Genomic DNA, 15697 nt, shown 5'->3' on the forward strand with positions numbered 1-15697 from the left:
TCGGAACTCCCCGATCACACCCGGCCGAGGGCGAAGCCCTTGGCGATGTAGTTGCGCACGAACCAGATCACGAGGGCGCCCGGCACGATGGTGAGCACGCCGGCCGCCGCGAGCAGCCCCCAATCCATGCCGGCGGCCGAGACCGTGCGGGTCATGGTGGCGGCGATGGGCTTGGCGTCGACCGAGGTCAGCGTGCGGGCGAGCAGCAGCTCGACCCAGGAGAACATGAAGCAGAAGAAGGCGGCGACGCCGATGCCCGACGCGATCAGCGGCATGAAGATCTTCACGAAGAAGCGCGGGAACGAGTAGCCGTCGATCGCCGCGGTCTCGTCGATCTCTCGCGGCACGCCGGACATGAAGCCTTCGAGAATCCAGACGGCCAGCGGCACGTTGAACAGGCAATGGGCGAGCGCCACCGCCCAGGGCGTGTCGAACAGGCCGACCGCCGAGTACAGGTTGAAGAAGGGCAGCGCGAACACTGCCGGCGGCGCCATCCGGTTCGACAGGAGCCAGAAGAACAGGTGCTTGTCGCCGATGAAGCTGTAGCGCGAGAAGGCGTAGGCCGCCGGCAGCGCCAGCCCGATCGACAGCACCGTGTTGATCGCCACGTAGGACAGCGAGTTCAGGTAGCCGCCGTACCAGCTCGGATCGGTGAAGATCCGGATGTAGTTGTCGAACGTGATCGCATGCGGCCAGAGCGTCATGCTGGTGTTGATTTCCTGGTTGGTCTTCAGGCTCATGTTCACGAGCCAGTAGATCGGGACAATCAGGAACAGGAGGTAGAGCGTCATCACGACGTGGCGCGGGCGCATCAGGCGGCCCTCCGGTCGAGCGGGATGGTGGTGGCGGGAGGCAGGCTGCCGGCGGCGGCAGCCTCGGCCGGGTCGCTGTCGGCCAGCACCGTGCGGTTGCCGGCGTCGACGTTGGTCATGACGGTGTAGAACACCCAGCAGACGCTCAGGATGATCAGGTTGTAGACCAGCGACATCGCCGCCGCCCGGCCGAGGTCGAACTGCCCGAGCGCCAGCTTGACGAGGTCGATCGACAGGAAGGTCGTGGCGTTGCCGGGCCCGCCGCCGGTGAGCACGAACGGCTCGGTGTAGATCATGAACGAGTCCATGAACCGCAGCAGCACGGCGATCAGCAGGACGCGGCGCATCTTCGGCAGCTGGATGGTGCGGAAGATCGCCCACTGGCTCGCCCCGTCGATGCGGGCGGCCTGGTAATAGGCGTCGGGGATCGACTTGAGACCCGCATAGCACAGGAGCGCGACGAGGCTGGTCCAGTGCCAGACATCCATGGTCACGATGGTGACCCAGGCGGCGAGCGCGGAGCCGGCATAGTTGTAGTCGATGCCGATCGTGTTGAGGAACGAGCCCAGCAGGCCGATATCGGAGCGGGCGAAGACCTGCCAGATCGTGCCGACGACGTTCCACGGGATGAGGAGCGGCAGCGCCATCAGCACGAGGCAGAAGGCGACCCCGCGGCCCTCCCGCGGCATCGAGAGTGCCACCGCGATGCCGAGCGGCACCTCGATCGCCAGGATGATTCCCGAGAACAGCAGGTTGCGCCACAGCGAATCGAAGAAGCGCTCGCCGAACTGGCTCGACGGATCGAGCAGTTCCTGGAACCAGCCGAGACCGTTCCAGAAGAACTGGTTGTTGCCGAACGTGTCCTGGACCGAATAATTGACCACCGTCATCAGCGGCAGCACCGCCGAGAAGGCGACGACGGCGAAGACCGGCAGGACGAGGAGCCAGGCCTTCTGGTTGACGGTCTTGGTCATGCGGCCTCTCCGGGCACCAGGGCGCCGTCGGCGTAGATGTGGATCTGGCGCGGATCGAGGGTCAGCGCCGCCTCGGTGCCGTCGAGGCTCTGGTCCTCCGCCACCGTGGCGACGAGGGGCCGGCCACCCAATTCGACCCGGGCGAGGCGCTGGCGGCCGATATCGTCGATCCGCCGCACCTGCACCGGGAGCCCGAGGCCCTTCGGCGCGAGATGCACGTATTCCGGTCGGACGCCGAGCTCGATGCGCTTGCCCTTCGGCAGGTCGGGATAGTGCCGGGCGAGCGGGATGGCGTGGCCCTCGATCGTCGCGGTCGCGCCCTGCACCTCAGCGGGAAGCAGGTTCATGCCCGGCGAGCCGATGAAGTGGCCGACGAAGGTGTGGGCCGGGCGCTCGAAGAGTTCGTCGGGGGTGCCAGTCTGCACCACCGCGCCGTCATGCATCACCACCACCGTGTCGGCGAAGGTCAGCGCCTCGGTCTGGTCGTGGGTGACGTAGATCATCGTCAGGTCGAGCTTGCGGTGCAGCTCTTTCAAGGTCGAGCGCAGCTGCCACTTCAGGTGCGGGTCGATGACGGTGAGCGGCTCATCGAACAGGATCGCCGCGACGTCCGGGCGCACGAGGCCCCGGCCGAGCGAGATCTTCTGCTTCATGTCCGCCGTCAGGTTGTTGGCGCGACGGTCGAGGACGCGCGTCAGGTCGAGGAGCCCGGCGATCTCCTCCACCCGCGAGCGGATGGTGGCGGGCGCGACGCGCCGGTTCTTCAGCGGGAAGGCCAGGTTCTCCCGCACCGTCATGGTGTCGTAGACGACCGGGAACTGAAAAACCTGGGCGATGTTGCGCCCCTCGGTCGGCACGGTCGTGACGTCGCGATCGTCGAACAGGATCCGGCCGCGGGTCGGGACGACGAGGCCCGAGATGATGTTGAGCAGAGTGGACTTGCCGCAGCCGGAGGGGCCGAGCAGCGCGTAGGCGCCGCCCTGGCGCCAGACGTGATCGATCTCCTTCAGCGCGTAATCCTGCGGGCCTTGCGGGTTCGGGCCGTAGGCATGGGCGAGGTGGTCGAGGGTGATGCGGGCCATGGATCCCCTCCCCTTCAGGCGGCCGCCGGCAGGTCGAGGGCGGCGGTGCGGCCGCTCTCGTCGAACACCAGGGCGTGGCGGGGGTCGAGATAGGCGGTGACCGCCGTGCCAGGCTCGAACCGGCGCACGCCGGGCAGGAGCGCGATCAGGCGGCTGTCGCCGGCATCGACGTGGACGAAGCTCTCCGAGCCGGTGATCTCGGCGACCGAGACGGCGGCGGGGAGCGCGATCGCCTCTCCCGGCAGCGGATCGAGGGCGAGGTGGTGGGCGCGAAAGCCGATCGTGTAGGCGCCGTCCGGGATGGTCGCGAGCGTGCCGGTCGCCCGGACCTGGCCGCCGGTCGGCAGCGCGACCCGGCCGCCGGCCTTGACCACGCGCAGGGTGTTGAGCGGCGGGTCGGAAAAAACCTTCGCGGTGGTGAGATCATCGGGCCGGCGATAGACATCCGGCGTCGGCCCGACCTGCGTGACGCGGCCCTGGTGCAGGGTGGCGGTGCGCCCGCCGAGCATCAAGGCCTCGGCCGGCTCGGTGGTGGCGTAGACGAAGATGGCCCCCGTGGCGGCGAAGATGCGCGGCAACTCCTCGCGCAGTTCTTCGCGCAGCTTGTAGTCGAGGTTCGCCAGCGGCTCGTCCATCAGCACGAGGTCGGCGCGCTTGCAGAGCGCCCGGGCGATGGCGGTGCGCTGCTGCTGGCCGCCCGAGAGTTCGAGGGGCTTGCGCTTGAGGTAGGGCGTCAGCCGCAGCAGACCCGCCGCCTCTTGGACCCGCGCCTCGATCTCGGCCTTCGCGACGCCCGCGACACGCATCGGCGAGGCGATGTTCTCGTAGACCGAGAGCGAGGGGTAGTTGATGAATTGCTGGTAGACCATCGCGACGTTGCGGCGCTGCACTGGCAGGCCGGTGACGTCCTTGCCGTCGGCGATGATCCGGCCCTCGCTCGGCGCCTCGAGCCCGGCCATCAGGCGCATCAAGGTGGTCTTGCCGGCGAGCGTCTGGCCGAGCAGCACGTTGAGCGAGCCCTTCGGCAGGGCCAGGCTGACGTCGCGGATATGGGTCTCGGGCCCCACCCGCTTGGTGATGGTCTCCAGGATCAGGGTCATGGCGCCCTCCCGTCTCTTCTCGTCAGGCCGCGTTGGGAGCGGCGGCGGCGCGGCGCATGAAGTCGTCGAGGGCGGCGGCCTCGGCGGGCGTCAACCTAAGGCCGAGCTTCGAGCGGCGCCAGAGCACGTCGTCGGCGCTCACCGCCCATTCGCGGCGCATCAGGTGGCGCACCTCGCGTTCGGTGAGGTCGGCGCCGAAGAGCCGGCCGAGATCGGCCATGGCGCGGGCGCCGCTCAGGATCTCCCGCGCCTCGGTGCCGTAGGCTCGCACCAGCCGGGCGACCAGCACCTCCGGCACGCCCGGATGCTGGCGCGTCAGTCCGGCCACGACGTCGTCGTAGCTCTCCTTCGGGAAGTTGCCGCCCGGCAGGGTGGCGCCCGAGGTCCAGGGACTCTTTCGCGCCGCCGGCAGGTGGTCCTTCAGGCGTTCCAGGGCCGATTCGGCGAGGCGCCGGTAGGTGGTGATCTTGCCGCCGAAGACCGAGAGCATCGCCGGCTGGCCCTCCGGCGCGTCGAGGGTCAGCACGTAGTCGCGGGTGGCTTCCTGCGCCTTCGAGGCGCCATCGTCGTAGAGCGGGCGCACGCCCGAATAGGTCCACACCACCTCGTCGCGGGTGACCGGATCGCGAAAATACTCGCTCGCGGCGGCGCAGAGATAGGTGATCTCCTCCTCGCTCGCCTTCACGTCGGCCGGATCGCCCGTGTAGTCGCGGTCGGTGGTTCCGATCAGCGTGAAGTCGCGCTCGTAGGGGATCGCGAAGATGATGCGCTGGTCGGCATTCTGGAAGATGTAGGCCCGGTCGTGCTGAAATAAGCGCCGCACCACGATGTGGCTGCCCTGGACCAGGCGCACGCCCTCGGTGGAATTGGCCCGCGCCACGCCGGTGAGAACATTGGCCACCCACGGACCGGCGGCGTTGACGAGGGTGCGAGCCCGCACGGTCTCGCGGGCGCCGGTCTGGCGGTCCTCGACGGTGACCTCCCACAGGCCCTCGCTGCGGGTCGCGGCGACGACCCGGGTGCGCGGGCGGATGATCGCGCCGCGCTCCGCGGCGTCGCGGGCGTTCAGCACCACGAGGCGCGAATCCTCGACCCAGCAATCCGAATATTCGAAAGCGCGGCGAAAGCCGGGTTTCAGCGCCTCGCCGGCGGGATCGCGGGTGAGGTCGAGGGTGCGGGTGCCGGGCAGGCGCTTTCGGCCGCCGAGGTTGTCGTAGAGCAGCAAGCCTAAGCGCAGGAGCCAGCCCGGCCTGAGGCCCGCATGGTGCGGCAGCACGAAGCGCAGGGGCCAGACGATATGGGGCGCCATGCCCCACAGCACCTCGCGCTCCATCAGCGCTTCGCGCACCAGGCGGAACTCGTAGTGTTCGAGGTAGCGCAGGCCGCCGTGGATCAGCTTGGTCGAGGTCGAGGAGGTGCCGCTGGCGAGGTCGTTCTGCTCGAACAGCACCACGGAGGCGCCGCGGCCCACCGCGTCGCGGGCGATGCCGCAGCCATTGATGCCGCCGCCGATCACCGCGAGGTCGAACACCCCGCGCTCGTCGCCGGGCTGCTGACGCCTGGGGGCCAAGGCCACCTCCCTGTCGGAGCCTTTCGGCTCTTTCGTTTGCATCCTGGCGCGAATCTAGACGCGCTCCCGGCCTGACGCAAGCGAAACCGAAAGCAAAAAGGCGCGAACGAAAGCCTAAGACTTTCGGTTTGGCTTCACTCCGCGGCGTCGGAGGTGTCCTGCGCCTCGAGTCCGGCCTCGACCAGGGCGACGCGGTGGGCCGCGCACATCTCGCGCAAGGACCCGGAGGGCAAAGCGTCGGTGACGAAGTAGTCGAGCTCGCGCAGGTGGCCGACCCGGATCGGCGCCGAGCGCTCCAGCTTCAGCTTGTCGGCGACCAGGATCACCCGGCGGGCATTCTCGATGATGGCGCGGGCGACGCGCACCTCGCGGTAGTCGAAATCGAGCAGCGTGCCGTCCTCGTCGATCGCCGAGACGCCGATCACCGCGTAATCGACCTTGAACTGGTTGATGAAATCGACCGCCGCGGAGCCGATTACCGCCCCGTCCGCCCGCCGCACCGGCCCGCCGGCGACGATCAGGCTCATCTTCGGGTGCCGGTAGAGGAGCGTCGCCACGTTGAGGTTGTTGGTGATGACCAGAAGATCCTCGTGGTCGCCGAGGGCGCGCGCCACCTCCTCGGTGGTGGTGCCGATATTGATGAACAGCGAGGCGCTGTTGGGGATCAGCCGCGCCGCGGCGGCGCCGATCGCCCGCTTCTCGCCGTGGGCGACGAGGCGGCGCGCCTCGTAGGAGACGTTCTCGACGCCGGACGCCACCACGGCGCCGCCGTGGATGCGCGACAGGAGCCGGCTGTCGCAGAGCTCGTTCAGGTCCTTGCGGATCGTCTGCGGCGTCACCTCGAACCGCCCCGCCAGCTCCTCGACGCTGACCCGCCCGTGCAGGCGGGCGAGGGCGAGGATGTCCTGCTGGCGCTGGGAAACCTGGTCGATCACGACGCGCATGCCTTGGTCTTGCCCGCCGGGATGCGGGGGCGGGCATTGTCGGGGCAAGCGGAGGCGGGCGCAATCGGGGTGGGGATGGTTGCGTTCAGACCGCCACAGCCCATCGAACCTAGACTTAGGTAGATTCCAATCTTGAGTTGGAATTTCAGTATTGGAAGAAGGCTATAAAAATCTAATCCCTTAACAGTGCGCACGTTCGTTCCAGCGAAATGGAGTTAACATTTTCGAAAAAATGTGTGCTATGATACTCTTCACCTACGCTGCAGCCACGCGAAAAATTCTGAATGGATCTCCCCAAGAAAGATAGAGACTGGCATGAATTACGAATTAATATCAGACTCCGACTATGCGAATTTACCAGAGGATAATGATCGATGTTTTGTAGAATTTGAGGCTATATGTCGGCGAAATATGACCAGAATGATCGATGAAAATAGTTCGACAGATTTTGACCGCGCCGTTCGTGAGCAATATATGACTGCAGTTTCTGCAGTTGCGCAAGAATGTTTTATCACAAATATTACTCATACTGCTAGCGGGCAAAATGGATTTTGGGATGATTTCAGTCGGTTTTCTCTAGCAGTTCAAGGCGAAATCGCCCGGATAAGAATTCGCCAGCGTGGAGAGCGCAATCCCCATTCTGTACTGCTCACAACCAATACACGAACAAAGATTGAACATCACATTTCTCGTATTCGGGAATTAATTGACAAATCGGACATGAATGAAAATTCTAGAAGTCGCCTACATGAAAAACTTGATATTTTATCAAACGAACTACGAAACCAACGCTCAAATATTACCGCAATGCTTGCTGTATTGATGTACGCAACTACTACAATCGCGGCCGTTACAACCATAGCGGCAGACGGCAAAAATGCGATTCTGCAAATCATGCAGTTGATCGGACAAGACAAAGAAACTGAAGATGCAGCCAACAAGCGTCTCACACCGCCGCAAAAATTTTTGCCAACTCCCGTCAAGCAAATCTCCCCACCAGCTAAGCAACAACCCCGCCAGATCACGGCGCGTCGCTACGACGGTCTGGATGATGATATTCCGTTTTAATAAAATCTAACTCTGAAACATGAATAGATAGAATTTATAAAAATCTTTAACAGCATTCAAGGCGGGTGTGCATCAAATGAATATCACACGATCCCCCACGCCCGATACCGCCGCCTTTCCGTCAATTCCCGCGGCCGGGCCGCCCCCAGCTCCGCCAGCATTCCCTCCACCGCCTGCGGGCTGACCGCGAGGGCCCGGGCGGCACTCGCCACCGTGACGAGGGGGGTGCCGACGAACAGGTCGACGAGTTGCGGCAGGCGGGAAGTCCGGCGCCGCCCGGCGCAGGCGCGCAGCATCACCTCGCGGGCGAGCGCCAGGCGGTCGAGATCGCGGCCGACGGCGCGGGCCGAGGCCTCGACCGCGCCGAGGAGGCCGGTGAGCCGGTCGGGGAGCGGCCGAGCCTGAGACCAGCGCGCCCGGGCCTCGCGCAGGCCCAGCGACAGGGCCGGCAGGTGGGCGCCGGCCTTGCCCCGGGCCCGCAGCAGGGCGGCCGCCAGGAGCGGGCCGCGATGGCCGCGGCGCGGGGCCGGATCGAGCACCAGCCAGGCATCGAGGGCGATCGCCGCCGCCAGCAGGGCCGGCAGGTCGCGGGTCTCGTCGAGGATCCGCTGCCAGCGGGCGAGCGGATCGTCCGGCGCGGCGCGCGGCGTCGGCGCGCCCGTCATGTGGTCGGCGAGGGTGCGGCGGGTGCGGGCGAGCAGCCGGTCGATGGCGGCGAAGTCCGGCTCCTCCGTCTCCTCGGCATCGTCCTCCGCGTCCGGCCCGGGCCCGGCGAGCAGCCCCCAGCCGGCATCGGAGAAGGCCCAGCCGGGGGCCGCGGCGGCCAGCCGACGGCGCTCGGTCAGCACCGCGACGGCGCGGGAGAGCGCCAGGGTCGGGCGGCGCACGTCCATCGCCGCCTCGTGCAGCACCAGGTCCTCCAGGGCGACGAGCTCGCCGTCGAGGTGGAGGGCGGCCTGCGCGTCGAACAGGTGGGCCCGGGCGCGGGCACCGTCGGCCAGCACCGGATCGGCCCGGGCGAGGCGCTCGTCGAGGCGCACCAGCGCGTCGGACGCCGCCTCCAGGGGAACGGTCAGGCCTCGCCAGGCGGCGGGCAGGCGGATCGCATCGACATCGTAAACCATTGCGGCGTCACGATACGAAGATCCATCCCCAAGGAAAGCCACGCTTCGCTTGGGTCACAGCGAAAGCGCGATCGGGCCCGTTTCGCCACCCACTGCCCGCGAGACGCCTGCCCCAGCCGGTCCGGCCGTGCCGCCCCGCCACAATGTCGCTGCCGCTCCGGCATATTGACCCGCCCGCCCCGACGGCCCTACGGCGGCGGGATTCCCTGATGCCGCGCCAGCCCCTCGCCGAGACGATCCTGCCACCCTCTCCCGCCCCCGATTCCCGGTCCGTCGCCATCGGCATCACGGTCTTCCGCCCGGACGCGGCGCAGGTCGCGGCCCTGCGCGCCCGGGTCGCGGCGGAGACGCGCCGGACCATCGTGTTCGACAATGGCGGCCTGCCCGCGGACGCCGCCGCCGACCTGACCGCCCGCGGCGCCCTGGTTCTGTCGGCGGGGCGGAACATCGGAATCGGCGGCGCCCTCGACGCGATCGCGCAGGCGGCCATCGCGGCGGGTGCGGGCCAGGTGCTGCTCCTCGACCAGGATGCGGCATTCGCGCCTGAGCAGGTCTCGGCCCTGGAGGCGGCGCTGGCGCACTTGGGCCAAGCGAGCCCGCCGCCCGCCATCGTCGGGCCGCGGCCGGAGGCGGCGCCCGACCGCAAGGCGCCGGCCTATCCGCGCCGGCCGGGAATCCCGGAGGACGGCGCGCTGGTCCCGGTGGAGTTCCTGGCGACCTCCGGCTCGCTCGTCGACCTCGCGGCCTATGCGCGGATCGGCCCGTTCCGGAGCGATTTCTTCATCGACGGCGTCGACCTCGAATGGTGCTTCCGCGCCTGGGCCCGGGGCTATGGCTGCTGGATGGAGACCGGCACCGCCCTCCCCCACCGGGTCGGCGCCGGGGTGATCCGCTCGAAACTCCTCGGCATCGAGATGCCGCGCCAGCCACCCTTCCGGATGGCGGCCTACCTGCGCAACAGCGTCTATGCCTGGCGGCTGCCGCACGTGCCCCGGCGCTGGCGCCTGCGCCAGGCCGCCTACCTGCCGCTCCAGGCCCTGCTGTACTGGGCCGATGCCGGCTTCCGCCCGGGCGTGCTGGCGCAGCTCGCCGGCGCGGTGTGGGACGGCCTGCGCGGCCGGCTCGGGCCGCCGCGAGGATTGCCATGACAGCCGATCCGACAGCCGACGCTCCGAATCCCGCCCTCGACGTCGTCATCGTCAACTGGAACGGCGGCGCCCTGCTGCGGGCCTGCCTCGCCAGCCTGGCGGCGGCGGAAGGCCAGCTCGGCGACGCCCTGCCCCTGCGCGTCGTGGTGGTCGACAACGCCTCTCGCGACGGCTCGCTGGCGGGCCTGCCGCCCCTGCGTCACGGCCCGGCGGTGATCGCCAATCCCGACAACCAGGGCTTCGGCCGGGCCTGCAATGCCGGCGCGGCGCGGGGCCGCGCGCCCGCTATCCTGTTCCTCAACCCCGATGCGCGGGTCACGGCCGCGAGCCTGACGGGCGCCTACGCCGCCCTGATGGCGGATCCCGACACCGGCATCGTGGGCGCGCAGCTCCTCGACGAGGCGGGCATCGTGCAGCGCTCCTGCGCCCGGCGGCCGACCACCCGCTCGCTGATCGGCCAGGCGCTGCTCCTCGACCGGGTGCGGCTGGTGCCCACCCACTTCATGACCGAGTGGGACCACGCCGAGGACCGGGCGGTCGACCAGGTAATGGGCGCCTTCCTGATGACCCGCCGCCCGCTCTTCGAGGATCTCGGCGGCTTCGACGAGCGCTTCTTCGTCTATTACGAGGATGTCGATCTCTGCGCCCGGGCCTGGGATGCCGGCGTCGCGGTGCGGCACCTCGCCGGCATCGCCGTCCGGCACGAGGGCCAGGGCACCACCCGGGCGGCCAAGGCCCACCGCCTCGCCTGCTTCCTCGAGAGCCAGATTCGCTACGCCGCCAAGCATCACGGCCGGGCGACCGCATTCATTCTGGTGGCGACCGCCTTCGGCGCGCAGGTGCCGTTGCGCCTCGTCCAGGCGCTGGCGCGGCGCTCGATACCTGAGGCCGGCGAGGTCCTGCGCGGTGCGGGCCTGCTTGCCCGGGCGCTGCCCGACGTGATGCGGACGATCGGTCCCCGATAAGCCCCCTCCCCCGATTCCAAGTCTCCCGTGAGTCCACGATGCGCGCCCTGATCGACCTTCTCCGCGCCATGACCCCGCGCGAGCGCCGCCGCGCCGGGCTGATCGGGGCCGGGCTGGCGCTCGCGGCCCTGCTCGAAGTGATCGGCGTCGCCTCGGTGATACCGTTCCTGACGCTGGTCGGCGATCCGGGCGCCGCCGCCCGGGTGCCGGCGCTGGGGGCGATCCGCGACGGGCTCGGGCTCGCCGACGACCGCAGCTTCCTGATCGTGGTCGGGTTGAGCGCCTTGCTCGCCATCCTCACCACCTCCTGCGTCAATGCCGGGCTCACCTACGCCCAGTTGCGCTTCAGCCACAGCGTCGGCTACGGCTTCGCCCGCCGGCTCCTGTTCCGCACCATCGACCGCGAGCGGCTGTTCTTCACCACCGCCAACAGCGCCGCGCTCGCCAAGACGATCCTGAGCGAGACCGACCGCCTCGTCGTCGGCGTCCTGACCCCCGCCACCGTCATCGCCTCGCGGGCGACCTCAGCGAGTGCCGTGATCGTCTTCCTGCTCGTCGTCTCGCCGCGCCTCGCGCTGATCCTGGGTGCGGGCTTCGGCGGGCTCTATGTCGGCATCTTCCTGGTGGTGCGGGCGCGGCTCGCGCGCATCGGCGCCCGGGCCGTCGCCGGCAACGAGGGCCGGTTCCGCGTGGTGCACGAGACCCTCGGCGGCCTCACCGAGCTCAAGCTCTACGGCCGGGCGGAGGGCTTCGCGCGCCGGTTCGAGGCCCCGGCCCGCGCCTACGCGCAAGCCAGCGCCGAGAGCCTGCTCACCGGGCAATTGCCGCGCTTCGTCATCGAGGCGCTGGCCTTCGGCGGCGTCATCGTGGTGGTGCTGTTCGCGCTCTCGCAGGGGCTCGACACCGCCGGCATCCTGCCGCTGCTCGGCCTGTTCGCCTTCGCGGGCTACCGGATGCTGCCGGCGTTCCAGAACGTGTTCAACGCGCTCGCCCTCCTGCGCTTCACCCTTCCGGCGGTGCGGCTCGTGGTCGAAGGGCTCGAGGGCGAGCGCGCCTCCACCCCCCGGACGCCCGAGCGCCTGCCGTTCCGGGACGCGATCCACCTCCAGGGCGTCCGGTTCGACTACGAGCCCGGCCGCCCGGCTTTGTCGGACATCGACCTCACGATTCCGGCCCACGCCACGGTCGGCCTCGTCGGCCGCACCGGCTCGGGCAAGTCGACCCTGGTCGGCCTGATCCTCGGCTTCCTCACCCCCACAGCGGGCCGCATCGCGGTCGACGGCACGATTCTCGATCCCGCCACCCTGCCGGCCTGGCAGAACCGCATCGGCTACGTGCCACAGGACATTTTTTTGATCGACGGCACCATCGCCGAGAACATCGCCTTCGGGCTCGACGCGATCGACGCGGCCGCGGTGGAGCGGGCGGCGCGGCTCGCCGGCGCGCACGACTTCGTCGCCACCCTGCCGGAGGGCTACGCCACCCGCGTCGGCGAGCGCGGCGCCCGGCTCTCCGGCGGCCAGCGCCAGCGCATCGGCATCGCCCGGGCGCTCTACCACGACCCCGACGTCATCGTGTTCGACGAGGCGACCTCCGCCCTCGACGACGAGACCGAGGGTGTGGTGATGCGGGCGGTGCAGGGCCTCGCCGGCACCCGCACCCTGATCATGATCGCCCACCGCCTCACCAGCCTCGCCGGGGCCGATACGGTGCACGTGCTGGAGGGCGGCCGTATCGTCGCCTCGGGTCCGCCGGAGCAGGTGCTGCCGCAGCTAGCCCGCACGGTGGATCAGGGGTGATCCAGCGCGGCAGCGCGGAAGCGGTCCCTCGACGGGGCGGATGCCAGCTCGTCGCAGTCGGGCCAAGAGGGACGAGAGCGGCGCCCCTTCGCAAGCCACCTCCCCCTTTCCCGGACGACTGAAGCGACAGCGGAAGGAGATCCGGGAAAGGGAGGCGTGGGTTACGAGAAGCGTTCAGGTGCCGACGCGCGCCGGTTGCGGAGCGCGGCGCGCCGCGATCGGGCGATGCTTCCGGGATCACGCTTCCAGCGCGCCGTACTCGTGGGTATAGGCCCCCTCCTCGAACCGGTCGAAGCTCTGGCTCCAGCGTTGGCCGGGCCAGAGGTAATCGACCCGGCCCGCCTCCGGCCGATACACGGCCGTGTAGGCGGTGGTGAAGCTGAGCTTGCGCGAGTAGAGCGGCGGCGCGAAGAAGCGCGCCGTCAGAGCCTCGAGGGTCATCGACGGGTCGTCGAGGGCCTCCTCCAGCACCCGCTGGCGCAGGGCCGAGCGCGAGGCGGGCAGGATCCGCTCCTGGTGGTTGGTGCAGGTTCTCTGCCGCGTCACCGCGGCCTCGCGCCGGGGGCCGAGAAAGACCGTGGCGTGGTCGCCGGTCCGGTCGAGCAAGGTGACGTTGTGGAGCTGCACCGCCGGGAGGCGGCGGAGCGCGGCGACACCCTCGGGCACCGAGCCGCAGGTCTCCAGCACGTAGCGCAGCATCTGGATGATGGCAAAACCCTCGCCACGCCGGGCGAGGCCGCCGAGGGTACAGCTCGCCACCAGCCCGTCCTCGTTCATGCCGTCGAGGCAGCCGCCCCAGGGCCGCTGCACCATCCCGATCACCCGCCGCCCCGCCCAGGCGGTCAGCTCGATGCGGCCGGTGATCGAGGTCAGGGGATAATCGTAGTTGCGGATGAGGGCCGGCCCCTCGTCGCCGAGCCACACCGCTTGGCTGCAGCCCTGGCGGTGGGGGGCCGGGCGGTAATGGCTGAGGATGCGGTGGGCGAGGTCGTCGTCGCCGACCATCCCGCACACATCGTCGTAATGCGGGACGAGTTCGGGCATGTGCCGCGTCAGCGCAGCCCGACACTCGGCGGCGTCCGGCCGGTCGGGCGCGCCCTCGCCGAGATACCACCGCGCCGCCTCATCCCGTCCGTCCCGGAAACGCGCGAGCCACGCAGGCCCGGGCCGGTCCTCGCGATGGGCGGTGAAGGTCTTTTCCATGATGACGCCATGTAGGCGCCCGGCCCGTCACGCTCCAGGCGGCGCGGCAATCGGACTGGCCCCCTCCGCTTCGATCCAGGCCAAGAAGGCGGCGACCGGCCCGGCCGAAGCCCTCCCCTCCCGCACGTAGGTGCAGTAGCTCCGCGCCGGGAGACGCGGCCCCGCGAAGGCTGCGACGAGGCGGCCCCGCGCGAGGTCGTCGGCGATCAGGGCCGTCGGGCCCATGGCGACGCCGACGCCGTCGAGGGCGGCCTGGAGCGTGAGGTAGAAATGGTCGAGGGTCAGCGCCGCCTCCGGCTCCAGACCCGGGATGCCGGCGGCGGCCAGCCAGTCGTCCCACAGCCGCGGCAGGCTCGCGCTGTGCAGCAGCGTGTGATGCCGGAGATCCGCGGGTTCGCGGAGCGCCACCCGGTCGCGCAGGCCGGGGCTGCAGACCGGCAGCCGCTCCTCTGACAGGAAGACCCGAGCCGTCAGACCATAGAAGGTGTCGGGCCCACCGCGGATGGTGACGTCGCCCGGATCTGCCAGGGCCTCGAGCGGCTGGTTCGAGGTCTCCAGCCGCACCCGGATCGCGGGATGCCGCGCCCGGAACTGCGCGAGCCGCGGCACCAGCCAGCGCAGGGCGAAGGTCGACGGCGCGTTGATCCGCAGCACCGCGCCCGCCTCGTGGCCGTATTGTGCCGTCGCGGCAGCGATGCGGTCGAGGGCCGGGCCGATCTCCGCCAGATAGGCGCGGGCCGCCGGGGTGAGCACGACGCGCCGGTTGTGCCGCTCGAACAGGCTCGCCCGCAGCCACTCTTCGAGCCCGCGCACCTGCTGGCTGACGGCGCCGTGCGTCACCCCGAGCTCGTCCGCGGCGGCCTTGAAGCTGCCGAGGCGGGCGGCGGCCTCGAAGGCGCGCAGGGCGTTCAGGGGTGGCAGCGCGCGCCGCATTCGGGTGAGTTTTCCTGTCTCATGCCGCCTGAACAAATGGTTTGCCGGGGCGTCCCGCAAGAGCCACCCTCACGCGTGCTCGTAACCAACCGCGTGACTCCGATGCCCGACACTCCGATCCACCGCACCGAGGCCGCCGCGTGACGCCGCTCGTTCTCGCCTCCGTCACCGGCGCCGCGATCCTGCATGCGGGCTGGAACGCGGTCCTGCGCGGCGGCAGCGACCGGCTGTGGTCGATGACCCTGATGATGGTGGCGGTCAGCGCCGTCACGGGACTCGCCGCCCTGGTCCTGCCCTGGCCGAACGCCGCGAGCTGGTCCTACGTGATCGCCTCCGCACTGATCCACGCCGGCTACAACCTGTCCCTGGTGCGGACCTACCGCATCGGCGATCTCGGCCAGACCTACCCGATCTCCCGCGGCTCCTCGCCAGTCCTGGTCGCTCTCGGCGCGATGGTCTTCGCGCACGAGGCCGTCACCCTCGTCTCGGCCCTCGGCATCGCGCTCGTCTCCGGGGGAATCGTCTCGCTGGCCTTGCAGGGCCGCAATGTCCGGGCCGAGGTGCTGCCCGCCGCGCTGACCACCGGCGTGCTGATCGGCGCCTACACGGTCGTCGACGGGATTGGGGTGCGGCTCTCGGGCGACAGCGTGGCCTACGCCAACGCGATGTTCCTGCTGTGGAGCCTGACGATGCCGCCGCTCTACCTCGCCCTGCGCGGCCGGCAGCGCCCGGCCTATACGCGGCGCGAGACCGCGATGGCGCTCGCCGGCGGCGTGGTGTCGATCCTTGCCTACGGCATCGTCATCGGGGCGATGCAGTTCGGCGCGATGGGCGTGGTCTCGGCCCTGCGCGAGACCAGCGTGGTCTACGCCGCGCTGATCGGCCGGATTTTTCTGAAGGAGCGGCTGACGGCGCAGCGGATCGCCTCCTGCCTGGCGATCGCCGCGGGCGCGGCCTGCCTCGCCGCATGAGCTC

The 15697-nt window shown here is 69.5% G+C and carries 14 protein-coding genes; 5 read left to right on the forward strand and 9 right to left on the reverse strand.

The features are described 5' to 3' along the window. Nucleotides 1–14 precede the first annotated feature (14 nt). The 6 genes from ABZT49_RS19150 to ABZT49_RS19175 form a co-directional block, all read right to left on the reverse strand. Nucleotides 15–812, reverse strand: a complete 798-nt coding sequence (locus tag ABZT49_RS19150) for a carbohydrate ABC transporter permease (RefSeq protein WP_355288032.1) — start codon at nt 810–812, stop codon at nt 15–17. Then, nucleotides 812–1786, reverse strand: coding sequence for a sugar ABC transporter permease (locus ABZT49_RS19155; protein ID WP_355288034.1), 975 nt, complete (start codon nt 1784–1786; stop codon nt 812–814). Before ABZT49_RS19155 ends, ABZT49_RS19150 begins: the two co-directional genes overlap by 1 nt. Continuing rightward, nucleotides 1783–2868 (reverse strand): ABC transporter ATP-binding protein, encoded by a 1086-nt coding sequence (locus ABZT49_RS19160; RefSeq protein WP_355288036.1) that lies wholly within the window; start codon nt 2866–2868, stop codon nt 1783–1785. Before ABZT49_RS19160 ends, ABZT49_RS19155 begins: the two co-directional genes overlap by 4 nt. A 14-nt stretch (nt 2869–2882) precedes the next feature. Continuing rightward, nucleotides 2883–3968, reverse strand: a complete 1086-nt coding sequence (locus tag ABZT49_RS19165; RefSeq protein ID WP_355288038.1) for an ABC transporter ATP-binding protein — start codon at nt 3966–3968, stop codon at nt 2883–2885. A 22-nt stretch (nt 3969–3990) separates the two neighbouring features. Next, nucleotides 3991–5538, reverse strand: coding sequence for a glycerol-3-phosphate dehydrogenase (gene glpD, locus ABZT49_RS19170; RefSeq protein WP_355288040.1), 1548 nt, complete (start codon nt 5536–5538; stop codon nt 3991–3993). Between the two features lie 134 nt (nt 5539–5672). After that, entirely contained in the window at nt 5673–6482 is an 810-nt protein-coding gene (locus ABZT49_RS19175) for a DeoR/GlpR family DNA-binding transcription regulator (RefSeq protein ID WP_407943531.1), read from the reverse strand. A gap of 315 nt (nt 6483–6797) precedes the next feature. Here ABZT49_RS19175 and ABZT49_RS19180 point away from each other — a divergent pair, with 315 nt between their 5' ends. Next, nucleotides 6798–7550 (forward strand): hypothetical protein, encoded by a 753-nt coding sequence (locus ABZT49_RS19180; protein ID WP_355288042.1) that lies wholly within the window; start codon nt 6798–6800, stop codon nt 7548–7550. A gap of 83 nt (nt 7551–7633) precedes the next feature. Here ABZT49_RS19180 and ABZT49_RS19185 read toward each other — a convergent pair whose 3' ends face one another. Further along, complete coding sequence (locus ABZT49_RS19185) at nt 7634–8674, reverse strand: RHE_PE00001 family protein (RefSeq protein ID WP_355288044.1); 1041 nt, start codon at nt 8672–8674, stop codon at nt 7634–7636. A 209-nt stretch (nt 8675–8883) separates the two neighbouring features. Here ABZT49_RS19185 and ABZT49_RS19190 point away from each other — a divergent pair, with 209 nt between their 5' ends. Genes ABZT49_RS19190 through ABZT49_RS19200 form a run of 3 tightly spaced genes read left to right on the forward strand, consistent with a single transcriptional unit; the run spans nt 8884 to nt 12586 of the window. Next, nucleotides 8884–9822, forward strand: a complete 939-nt coding sequence (locus ABZT49_RS19190) for a glycosyltransferase family 2 protein (RefSeq protein WP_355288047.1) — start codon at nt 8884–8886, stop codon at nt 9820–9822. Continuing rightward, on the forward strand, nt 9819–10787 hold the full coding sequence (locus tag ABZT49_RS19195) for a glycosyltransferase family 2 protein (RefSeq protein WP_355288049.1): 969 nt from the start codon (nt 9819–9821) through the stop codon (nt 10785–10787). The genes ABZT49_RS19190 and ABZT49_RS19195 overlap by 4 nt, the downstream gene beginning before the upstream one ends. 38 nt (nt 10788–10825) lie before the next feature. After that, nucleotides 10826–12586 (forward strand): ABC transporter ATP-binding protein, encoded by a 1761-nt coding sequence (locus ABZT49_RS19200; RefSeq protein WP_355288051.1) that lies wholly within the window; start codon nt 10826–10828, stop codon nt 12584–12586. Nucleotides 12587–12823: 237 nt separating this feature from the next. On the opposite strand, the gene ABZT49_RS19205 is transcribed toward ABZT49_RS19200, so the two are convergent. Both ABZT49_RS19205 and gcvA read right to left on the reverse strand, forming a co-directional pair. Then, the gene (locus tag ABZT49_RS19205; RefSeq protein ID WP_355288053.1) at nt 12824–13789 is read right to left on the reverse strand and encodes a C45 family autoproteolytic acyltransferase/hydolase; all 966 of its coding nucleotides are present in this window, start codon (nt 13787–13789) and stop codon (nt 12824–12826) included. A gap of 27 nt (nt 13790–13816) precedes the next feature. Then, nucleotides 13817–14722, reverse strand: coding sequence for a transcriptional regulator GcvA (gcvA, locus tag ABZT49_RS19210; protein ID WP_355288055.1), 906 nt, complete (start codon nt 14720–14722; stop codon nt 13817–13819). 140 nt (nt 14723–14862) lie between these two features. Between gcvA and ABZT49_RS19215 the strand changes: the two genes are divergently transcribed. Then, nucleotides 14863–15693 carry an EamA family transporter gene (locus tag ABZT49_RS19215; RefSeq protein WP_355288056.1) on the forward strand — a complete coding sequence of 277 codons (831 nt, stop codon included), beginning with the start codon at nt 14863–14865 and terminating at the stop codon, nt 15691–15693. Nucleotides 15694–15697 lie beyond the last annotated feature (4 nt).

This window comes from Methylobacterium sp. EM32 (genome assembly GCF_040593685.1).
In the GTDB taxonomy this organism is placed as follows: domain Bacteria; phylum Pseudomonadota; class Alphaproteobacteria; order Rhizobiales; family Beijerinckiaceae; genus Methylobacterium.

Bases quoted from the DNA above. Each gene is read 5' to 3' on its own strand.
- ABZT49_RS19150 (WP_355288032.1), bottom strand. From the start codon at position 812: ATGCGCCCGCGCCACGTCGTGATGACGCTCTACCTCCTGTTCCTGATT.
- ABZT49_RS19155 (WP_355288034.1), bottom strand. From the start codon at position 1,786: ATGACCAAGACCGTCAACCAGAAGGCCTGGCTCCTCGTCCTGCCGGTC.
- ABZT49_RS19160 (WP_355288036.1), bottom strand. From the start codon at position 2,868: ATGGCCCGCATCACCCTCGACCACCTCGCCCATGCCTACGGCCCGAAC.
- ABZT49_RS19165 (WP_355288038.1), bottom strand. From the start codon at position 3,968: ATGACCCTGATCCTGGAGACCATCACCAAGCGGGTGGGGCCCGAGACC.
- ABZT49_RS19175 (WP_407943531.1), bottom strand. From the start codon at position 6,482: ATGCGCGTCGTGATCGACCAGGTTTCCCAGCGCCAGCAGGACATCCTC.
- ABZT49_RS19180 (WP_355288042.1), top strand. From the start codon at position 6,798: ATGAATTACGAATTAATATCAGACTCCGACTATGCGAATTTACCAGAG.
- ABZT49_RS19185 (WP_355288044.1), bottom strand. From the start codon at position 8,674: ATGGTTTACGATGTCGATGCGATCCGCCTGCCCGCCGCCTGGCGAGGC.
- ABZT49_RS19190 (WP_355288047.1), top strand. From the start codon at position 8,884: ATGCCGCGCCAGCCCCTCGCCGAGACGATCCTGCCACCCTCTCCCGCC.
- ABZT49_RS19195 (WP_355288049.1), top strand. From the start codon at position 9,819: ATGACAGCCGATCCGACAGCCGACGCTCCGAATCCCGCCCTCGACGTC.
- ABZT49_RS19200 (WP_355288051.1), top strand. From the start codon at position 10,826: ATGCGCGCCCTGATCGACCTTCTCCGCGCCATGACCCCGCGCGAGCGC.
- ABZT49_RS19205 (WP_355288053.1), bottom strand. From the start codon at position 13,789: ATGGAAAAGACCTTCACCGCCCATCGCGAGGACCGGCCCGGGCCTGCG.
- gcvA (WP_355288055.1), bottom strand. From the start codon at position 14,722: ATGCGGCGCGCGCTGCCACCCCTGAACGCCCTGCGCGCCTTCGAGGCC.